Here is an 8,973-nt window from a genome sequence, read left to right on the forward strand (position 1 = left end):
CTCTGCGTCGTGCGGGGTTCGGGTTACGAGAGGGAGGAGACCGTCTCGCGGACCTTGGTGTTGATCGCCTCGGGGATCGGGGCGTAGCCGGCCTCGGTCAGGAGCTTCTGGCCCTCCGCGGAGGCGGTGTAGGTCAGGAAGGACTTGACGGTGCCGAGGGTGTCGGCCTTGTTGCCGGTGTCGCAGACGACCTCGTACGTCACCAGGACCAGCGGGTAGGCGCCCTCGGCCTTGGTGGTGTAGTCGAGGTCGAGCGCCAGGTCCTTGCCGGTGCCCTTGATCTTGGCGGCGGCGATGGCCTTGGAGGCGTTCTCGGAGGAGGCCTTGACCGGGGCGGCGCCGCCGGTGTTGATGTCGACCGTGGTGATCTTCTGCGAGGCGGCGTACGAGAGCTCGAAGTAGCCGATCGAGCCGTCGACGGCCTTCACCTGGGTGGCGACACCGGAGGAGCCGGACGCGGCCTGGCCACCGGGGGCCGGCCACTTCTTCTCGGCCTCGTACTTCCAGTCGCTCGGGGCCGTTGCGGCCAGGTACTTGCCGAGGTTCTGCGTGGTGCCGGAGTCCTCGGAGCGGTGGAAGGGCTGGATCGCCTTGTCCGGGAGCTTGGCGCCGGGGTTGAGCTTGGCGATCGCCTCGTCGTTCCACTTCTTGATCTTCGTGTCGAAGATCTTGGCGAGGGTGGGGGCGTCCAGCGTCAGGCTGTCGACGCCTTCGAGGTGGAAGCCGACCGCGATCGGGCCGCCGACCATCGGGAGGTTGATGCCCTGTCCGGTCTTGCAGATCTTCTTCGAGTCGGCGACCTCCTCGGGCTTCAGCGCCGAGTCGGAGCCGGCGAAGCCGACGGTGCCCTGGTTGAAGGCGACGATGCCCTCGCCGGACGAGGAGGAGTTGTAGTTGATCTCCACGCCGGAGCAGGCGGCCATGTAGTCCTTGACCCACAGGTCCATGGCGTTCTTCTGGGCGCTGGAGCCGGAGGCGCGCAGCTGGCCCTTCGCGCCGTCGCACTTGACGTTCGACGCGGCCTTCGTCTCGCCGCCGCTGCCGCCGGTGTCGCCGCCGCTGTTGTTGTCCGAACCGCACGCCGTGAGGACCAGGGCGCCGGAGACGGCGAGGGCACCGAGCGCGGTGGCACGAAGCCGGTTCTTGCGCTGAAGCTTCACTTTCGGGTGTTCCTTCCAGGAGCCGCCGAGGTTGTTTTCGTTCTACGACGGCGTGCGAGGTGGTGTTGTGGTGCGGAAGTCTTGGCCGGTGCGGGGGTTTCCCGGGTGATGCGGTGGTTCGCCGCGCACCGTGTACTGCCGAAATTAGGCAGAACAGGTGACGTGGTTTGCGGGGGTGGGTGAACGGAGGGTGAACCGTGCGGGGCGGCCTGGTTCCGGGCCGCGGGTGGGGCGGCGGGGTGGGGTGCCGTCCGGGGCGCGCGCTCACGTGGGGGCGGCCCGGGTCCCGGGCAGGGGGTTCCGTCCTCAAACGCCGGACGGGCTGGGATGTCCGGGCGGGCCGGGATGTCCGGACGGGCTGGGATGTCCGGGCGGGCCGGGACGGCCGGGCGGCTCGGTGGCTGCTACGCCGTCGGGAGTGTGGGGAGGGCCGTGTCCAGCAGGGCGCGGTCGCGGGGGTGGGTCAGCCGGGTGCGGGCGGCCTCAGGGCGGAGCCACAGCACCTCGTCCACCTCGTCGTTCGGGACGAAGGCGCCCGCCGTGGCCTCGGCGGACCAGTACGTGACCTCCTTCGGGCGCCCGTTGGCCAGGTACCGGACCATCGGGAGCACGGCGCCCGGCACGCAGTGGTGGCCCGTCTCCTCCAGGACCTCGCGCAGGGCCGCGTCTCTCGGGGACTCACCGCGTTTCAGCTTGCCCTTGGGGAACGACCAGTCGTCGTAACGCGGCCTGTGCACGAGACAGAGTTCGACACCGGCGGCGGCGCCGACGGCGGACGCGGGCGGCCGGCGCCACAGCACGCACCCCGCCGCCCGCACCACCGTGCCGTTCATCGCGCGGTCACGGCAGCCGCGTACGGCCACGTCTCCAGGAACACCGCGCGCGCCGCCGCCACCTCGTGGCGCTGGTCGGCGTGGAGCACCCCCAGGGCGTACGCGGTGGCCGGGGCGATCCGCGGGGTGCGGGCCGCCGAGGCCGCGGCCGAGGCCGCCTCCGCCGCGTCCCGGTGCAGATCGAGGGCGTGCCCCGGGCCGGCCAGGGCCGGTTCGGGGGCGCCGCGCAGCACCTCGTGGGCGTACCGGTGCAGCCGCAGCAGCAGCCGGGTCCGGTGCCAGGGTGCGTCCTGCGCCTCGTTGTACGGCTCGGCCGTCTCGTCCGACGAGAGGGCCGCCACCGCGCCGAGCAGCCGCTGTTCGGCCCGGTCCGCGGGCTCGGCCAGCAGTTCGGCGGCCGGTGCCGCGGCCGCTGCGGCCAGCGGAACCTCGGATGCGAGCAGCGCGACCGCGTCGGCCACCGCGTGGAAGCGGGAGGAGCCGAGCGCCTGGAGCGCGGCGGAGTGGGCGCGGGTCCTGGCCAGGGTCAGCCGGCGTTCCAGCAGCGCCCCGGCGCGTGCCGCACCGACGCCGAGACCGGCGCGCTCCTTCGCGGCGGAGGCCGAGGCGGCGGCGTCGGTGACGGAGCGGGCCGGGCTGCTGCCGTTACCGTTCCCGGCGCGGGCCGCCGGCAGAGGCGTCCCCGACAGCCCGTGCAGCGCGTCAAGGAGCCGGTTCAGCCGGTCCGCGTACGCGTGCTCGCGGGCGAGCGTGCCGGACAGCCAGGCCAGTTCCGTACGCAGTTGCTCGGCCCAGAGCGGGTCGAGCGCCGTGCGGAAGGTGTGCAGGGTGCCGCCGATCCGGCGGGACGAGCGGCGGAGCGCCACCGCGGCCTGTTCGGCGGCCTGCGGCCCGGCGTCCGTGGGGGCGCTGTTCTCGCGGTGCAGGCGCAGACTCCGCAGGAAGTCCGCGGCCTGTGTCCGGAGATACGGCGCGAGCACCGCCCCCGCGGTCACGTCCGTCTGGGTCTGATGGTCAGGGCGTCGCACGCCGGCGCCTCCGGGCGTCAATGAGCATTTCCTGTACGTGCCGCAGCGGCCGGCCGTCCGCGTCCGTGGCGTGCCGGGTCCAGTTCCCGTCGGGGCCCAGGTGCCAGGAGGAGGTGGTGTCGGCCATGCCCGTCTCCAGGAGCCGGCTGAGCGCGGCCCGGTGGGCGGGGTCGGTGACCCGGACCAGGGCCTCGATGCGGCGGTCGAGGTTGCGGTGCATCATGTCGGCGCTGCCGAACCAGACCTCCGGCTCGCCGCCGTTGCCGAACGAGAACACCCGGGAGTGTTCGAGGAAGCGGCCCAGTATCGAGCGGACCCGGACGTTCTCGGAGAGGCCGGTGACGCCGGGGCGGATCGCGCAGATGCCGCGGACCCAGATGTCGACCGGGACACCGGCCTGCGCGGCCCGGTAGCAGGCGTCGATGATCGCTTCGTCGACCATCGAGTTGACCTTGACGCGTACGTAGGCGGGGCGGCCGGCCCGCTGGTGCGCGATCTCCTTGTTGATCCGGACGATCAGTCCGTCGCGCAGTGACTTCGGGGCGACCAGCAGGCGCCGGTAGGTCTCGCGGCGCGAGTAGCCGGAGAGCCGGTTGAAGAGGTCGGAGAGGTCGGCGCCGACCTGCGGGTCGGCGGTGAGCAGGCCGAGGTCCTCGTACAGCCGGGCCGTCTTGGGGTGGTAGTTGCCCGTGCCGACGTGCGAGTAGCGGCGCAGTGTGTCGCCCTCCTGGCGGACGACGAGCGAGAGCTTGCAGTGCGTCTTCAGGCCGACGAGCCCGTAGACGACATGGCAGCCCGCCTCCTCCAGCTTGCGCGCCCACTTGATGTTGGCCTGCTCGTCGAAGCGGGCCTTGATCTCGACGAGGACGAGGACCTGCTTGCCGGACTCGGCGGCGTCGATGAGAGCGTCCACTATCGGGGAGTCGCCCGAGGTCCGGTACAGGGTCTGCTTGATGGCGAGGACGTCCGGGTCGCCCGCCGCCTGCTCCAGGAAGGCCTGCACGGAGGTGGAGAAGGAGTCGTACGGGTGGTGCAGCAGCACATCGCGTTCGCGCAGGGCGGCGAAGATGTCGGGCGCCGAGGCGGACTCGACCTCGGCGAGGTCGCGGTGCGTGCCGGCGATGAACTTGGGGAACTTCAGCTCCGGCCGGTCCAGCGACGCTATGCCGAACAGTCCGGTGAGGTCGAGCGGTCCCGGCAGCGGGTAGACCTCGGCGTCGGACACCTTCAGCTCGCGGACCAGCAGGTCCAGCACGTACGGGTCGATGGACTCCTCGACCTCCAGGCGGACCGGCGGGCCGAAGCGGCGCCGCATGAGCTCCTTCTCCAGGGCCTGGAGCAGATTCTCCGCGTCGTCCTCCTCGACCTCCAGGTCCTCGTTCCTGGTGACCCGGAACATGTGGTGCGCGAGCACCTCCATGCCGGGGAAGAGCTCTTCGAGGTGGGCGGCGATGACGTCCTCGATGGGGACGTAGCGCTGCGGCGAGGCCTCCAGGAAGCGGGTCAGCAGCGGCGGCACCTTGACCCGGGCGAAGTGGCGATGGCCGCTGACCGGGTTGCGCACGACGACGGCGAGGTTGAGCGAGAGGCCGGAGATGTACGGGAAGGGGTGCGCCGGGTCGACGGCCAGCGGGGTGAGCACGGGGAAGACGCGCTGGCGGAAGAAGGTGAACAGGCGGGCCTGTTCCTTCTCGGTCAGCTCGGGCCAGCGGATCAGCTGGATGCCCTCGTCGGACAGGGCGGGGGCGACGTCCTGCTGGTAGCAGGCGGCGTGCCGGGCCATGAGTTCGCGCGAGCGCGTCCAGATCAGGTCGAGGACCTCGCGGGGCTGGAGGCCGGACGCGGAACGGGTGGCGACACCCGTCGCGATCCGGCGTTTCAGGCCGGCCACCCGGACCATGAAGAACTCGTCCAGGTTCGAGGCGAAGATGGCGAGGAAATTAGCCCGTTCGAGGAGGGGGGTCGAGGGGTCCTCGGCCATTTCCAGAACGCGTTCGTTGAACGCGAGCCAGCTGCGTTCCCGGTCCAGGAACCGGCCCTGCGGCAGCTCGTCACCGTCGACATCGGGCTCGTACGCGTCGGCGTCGGCGTCGATGTCGGGGTCCAGATCGGCCGCGGTGGACAGGGCGGCGTCGGCGGATGCGGAGGCGGCGACGGCATGCGGCCGGTGTGCGGCGAGGGAGCCGACGGAAGGCTGAGCGGCGGGCTGGACCGGGACCTCGGAGCTGGGCTGCTGGCTCATGGGCCCATTCTTCCGCGCGGAGTGCTCAGGGGGCGCGTCGGCGGGGGACGAGATCGCGGAGATCGCACGCTCGGCGCGCTTTCCGCCGGGATTTCTCCCGTTGCGGGGGGTCGGCACAGCTGGCTGCATTTTGAGAGGGTCGCAAGGCCGTCTGAATGCCCGGTAACGGCGACATGACATGCAGGAAGCGGTGTGGCCGTGCCCGGGGGTCCGCGCGGCCCCCGGACACGGCCCGCCTCTCAGGCGTGGCGGCGGCGCAGGACGCGGAAGGCGAGGGCGACGGCTACGGCGGTGAGGACGAGGACGATGCCCGTCCCGACCAGCTGGAGGGGCCAGAAGTGCGAGGCGGGGTGGTAGTCGACGTAGGTGCCGGTGACGTGGTGGTCCGCCAGGCAGCGGTCCACGTCGGCTACGGGGCCCTGGTCGCAGATGTCGCCGGGCAGCCGCTGGTCCCCTGCCGTCAGGCCTCCGCCGACCCACAGGGAATCGCGGGGCTGGCCGCCCGTGGCGTGCAGCGGCGTGACCACGGTACTGACCGCCCACAGGCTGTCGCGTACGGCGCCGAGCGTGAGTGCCACCGCCCCGTACGCCAGGGCTGTGACGCCCATGGCGAGGAGCGTGCGGCGCACCAGCAGCGCGGCGAGCGCGCCGAGGGCGATGGCGAGCAGGGCCGATGCCGTGGGCAGGGTGCCCAACGCGGCGTACGTGCTCCAGTCGTACCAGGCCGGGCGGTCCGTGTCGGGGGAGGTCCGGCACCAGGCGTAGACGGCCGAGAGCACCGGCACCGCCACCACCGTGATCGCCGCCGGAACGGTGAGCTTGGCGAGGAGCCAACGTGCGGGGGAGACGGACTGGGACCAGGCCAGCCGGTAGGTGCCGCTCTCCAGCTCCCGGCCGATCAGCGGACCGGCGACGAACAGGCCGATGGCGGCGGGCAGGACCATCATGGCGGTGCCCGCATACCGCAGCACGTCCCTGAGCCACGCCTGGTGGCTGAGCATGTCCTGGAACGATGCGACGCAGCGCGGGGAGGTGTCCAGGTACGAGCACCCGGTGTCCGCGTACGTGTCTGCCGTGCCGGAGTTCCACCACACGGAAGCGGTCAGCAGAACGACCCCGGCGAGCGCGAGCGCCCCCGCGATCCACAGGACGCGGCGGTGCTGAAGGACGATGACGCGGGCGGGGCCGCGCAGAGCGAGGGTGCTCATGCCGCGCTCACCGCCTCACGGGTCCGGGCGTCCGCGCTCGGCGTGAGCAGCGCGGGTGCGTCGGGGGACCGCAGATGCGCCAGCAGCAGCTCCTCCAGGGACGGTTCGGTGCTCTCCCAGGCCGAGTTGTCCACCGGGCCCTCCTTCCGGACGAGTGCGGTCAGCTGCCGTCCCGTGGTGCGGGACTCGACGACGGTGTGCGGAGCCAGGTCCCCAGCCGGACCGGTGAGCAGGGTGTGCGCGGCGAGCAGGTCGTCCGACTCGCCGCCGAGGCGGATCCGGCCGCCGTCGACGAGCAGGAGGTAGTCGCAGGAGCCCTCCAGCTCGGTGAGGATGTGGGAGGACATCACGATGGTGGTGGAGTGCTCGGCCGCCTCCACCATGAGGGCGCCCATCAGCTGGTGCCGGGCGAGCGGGTCGAGGTCGGCCAACGGCTCATCCAGCAGCAGCAGTTCGGGACGCTTGCCGAGGGCGAGAGCCAGCGCGAGCCGGGTGCGCCGGCCGCCGGACAGGGTGCGTACCTTCGCGTCCCCGGGGAGCGGCTCGGCGATGCGCTCCGCTGCCGCCTGGTCCCAGGTGTGCGGGTTGAGTTCGGCGCCCGCCCAGAGGGTCTCGGCGACCGTCAACTGCGGGTACAGCGGCTTGTCCTGGGCCACGAAGGACATCCGGCTGCGCGCCTCGGCCGGTGACGAGCCCAGCACCCGCAGGGTCCCCTCGGCCGGCCGCAGGAAGCCCGCCGCGAGGCCGAGCAGGGTGGACTTCCCGGCTCCGTTGGGGCCGACGAGCGCACAGACGCGGCCGGCCGGCAGCCGGAAGGAGCAGTCGCGCAGTGCCCAGCCGCCGCCCCGGCCACGGTATTTCATCCCGAGGCCGTCGACCTCGATCGCTGCACCTGTCATCAGTCCTGGTTCCCCTCGAATGTGCTGTCCAGTACGGCGGTGAAGAGCGCGCTCACGTCGTCCTTGTCCAGTCCGGCCGTGCGGGCGCGCCGGGTCCAGTCGGCGAGTTCGGCGCGCAGCGGGGCGTCGTCGGCCGCGGCGGCGCTGCCGAGCGTCCGGGTGACGAAGGTGCCGAGCCCGCGCCTGGCCTCCACGAGGCCCTCTCGCTCCAGCTCCCGGTATGCCTTGAGCACGGTGTTCGGGTTGATGGCGGTGGCCTCGACGACCTCGCGTGCGGTGGGCAGCCGGTCGCCGGGCTCCAGCAGGTTCAGCCGCAGGGCCTGCTTCGTCTGCTGGACGATCTGGAGGTACGTGGCGACGCCGCTGCGCCGGTCGATGCGGAACTCGACCGCTGCGGACTCGGCCATGTTCACCCCTTTCACTAATTGAGTAGTGAAAGGGTGGCGTAAAAACGGGGCGACGTCAAACGACGCCGCCCCTGGGGGTGTTGTGGCTGCTCAGGACTCCGTGCGGTACATCAGGTCCACCTCGTGCGTGGTGAAGCCCATCCGCTCGTAGACCGCCACGGCCGCGGTGTTGTCCGCGTCGACGTAGAGCATCGCGGTGGGCAGGCCCTCGGCGGCGAGGTGGCGCAGCCCGATCCCGGTGAGCGCCTTGCCCAGGCCGCCGCCCTGGGCGTCGGGCCTGATGCCGACCACGTACACCTCGCCGAGCCGCTCGTCGGCGTGCACCTTCGTCCAGTGGAAGCCGATCAGCTCGGCGCCACCGTCGTCCGTGGCGCGCTCGGCCAGGAAGAAGCCCTTCGGGTCGAACCAGGGCTCGGCCTTGCGGTCGTCGAGGTCGCGCTGGGTCAGCGAGCCCTGCTCGGGGTGGTGGGCGAAGGCGGCGCGGTTCACCGCCAGCCAGGCGGCGTCGTCCTGACCGGGGACGAACGTGCGCACGGTGACGCCCGGCGGCAGTACCGGCTCCGCGATGCCGATCGGGCTCAACGGGCGGCGCAGCTGGCGCAGTTCGCGGAAGAGCGAGAGGCCGAGCACCTGGGCGAGATGCCGCGCCGCGGACCTGCCGCCGTGCGCCCACACGCGCAGCCGCTTGCCGGAGGCGGCCAGCAGCGCGGCCCCGAGCGCCCGGCCGTGCCCGTGCCCGCGGTGCGAGGGGTGCACGACCAGCTCGGCAGCCGGTGCCTCCACCGGGTCGGTGTCCTCCAGCTGTGCGTACCCGACGAGCACGTTCCCGGCGGTCAGCAGGAAATGCCGCACACCTTCCCGGTGCCCGCCCCGCAACTGCAACCGCCCCTGCTCGGACACGGCCTGCCTGCCGTCGGAGGCGGCCGCCTCTGCGAGCAGCCCGGACACGGCCTCAGCCTGCTCGGGGTCGAGGGCGTCGAGCGTCTGGATCTCGCGTCCGGGGGAGGGGAGGGGTACGTCAGTCGTCATGGTGACGAGCGTACGGGGCCCTTGGGTGGGCGGCGGTGGGGGTTCCTTGGCCTTGCCGTGGTCCTGGGGTTCGGGGTTCCGTCCTCAAGCGCCGGACGGGCTTGGTGTGTGCGGGTTGCCCGTGGGGTGCGCGGTTTCTCGGTGGGTGGGGGTCCGGGGTCCCTCCG

8 protein-coding genes are annotated in these 8,973 nt (G+C 72.2%); all 8 read right to left on the reverse strand.

The features are described 5' to 3' along the window. Positions 1–23 precede the first annotated feature (23 nt). Positions 24–1,160 (reverse strand): phosphate ABC transporter substrate-binding protein PstS, encoded by a 1,137-nt coding sequence (gene pstS, locus ACFVW8_RS12490; protein ID WP_389688929.1) that lies wholly within the window; start codon positions 1,158–1,160, stop codon positions 24–26. A 404-nt stretch (positions 1,161–1,564) separates the two neighbouring features. Further along, positions 1,565–1,993 carry an NUDIX hydrolase gene (locus tag ACFVW8_RS12495; protein WP_389688931.1) on the reverse strand — a complete coding sequence of 143 codons (429 nt, stop codon included), beginning with the start codon at positions 1,991–1,993 and terminating at the stop codon, positions 1,565–1,567. After that, on the reverse strand, positions 1,990–3,021 hold the full coding sequence (locus ACFVW8_RS12500; RefSeq protein ID WP_389688933.1) for a CHAD domain-containing protein: 1,032 nt from the start codon (positions 3,019–3,021) through the stop codon (positions 1,990–1,992). Before ACFVW8_RS12500 ends, ACFVW8_RS12495 begins: the two co-directional genes overlap by 4 nt. Next, positions 3,008–5,263 (reverse strand): RNA degradosome polyphosphate kinase, encoded by a 2,256-nt coding sequence (locus ACFVW8_RS12505; RefSeq protein WP_389688935.1) that lies wholly within the window; start codon positions 5,261–5,263, stop codon positions 3,008–3,010. Before ACFVW8_RS12505 ends, ACFVW8_RS12500 begins: the two co-directional genes overlap by 14 nt. 239 nt (positions 5,264–5,502) lie before the next feature. After that, on the reverse strand, positions 5,503–6,471 hold the full coding sequence (locus tag ACFVW8_RS12510; RefSeq protein ID WP_389688937.1) for a hypothetical protein: 969 nt from the start codon (positions 6,469–6,471) through the stop codon (positions 5,503–5,505). After that, entirely contained in the window at positions 6,468–7,370 is a 903-nt protein-coding gene (locus tag ACFVW8_RS12515) for an ATP-binding cassette domain-containing protein (protein WP_389688939.1), read from the reverse strand. The genes ACFVW8_RS12510 and ACFVW8_RS12515 overlap by 4 nt, the downstream gene beginning before the upstream one ends. After that, positions 7,370–7,777, reverse strand: coding sequence for a GntR family transcriptional regulator (locus ACFVW8_RS12520; protein ID WP_389688941.1), 408 nt, complete (start codon positions 7,775–7,777; stop codon positions 7,370–7,372). The genes ACFVW8_RS12515 and ACFVW8_RS12520 overlap by 1 nt, the downstream gene beginning before the upstream one ends. A 90-nt stretch (positions 7,778–7,867) precedes the next feature. Further along, positions 7,868–8,806 (reverse strand): mycothiol synthase, encoded by a 939-nt coding sequence (gene mshD, locus ACFVW8_RS12525; RefSeq protein ID WP_389688943.1) that lies wholly within the window; start codon positions 8,804–8,806, stop codon positions 7,868–7,870. Between the last annotated feature and the right edge of the window lie 167 nt (positions 8,807–8,973).

The sequence above is a fragment of the Streptomyces sp. NPDC058221 genome (genome assembly GCF_042882365.1).
Taxonomy (GTDB): domain Bacteria; phylum Actinomycetota; class Actinomycetes; order Streptomycetales; family Streptomycetaceae; genus Streptomyces.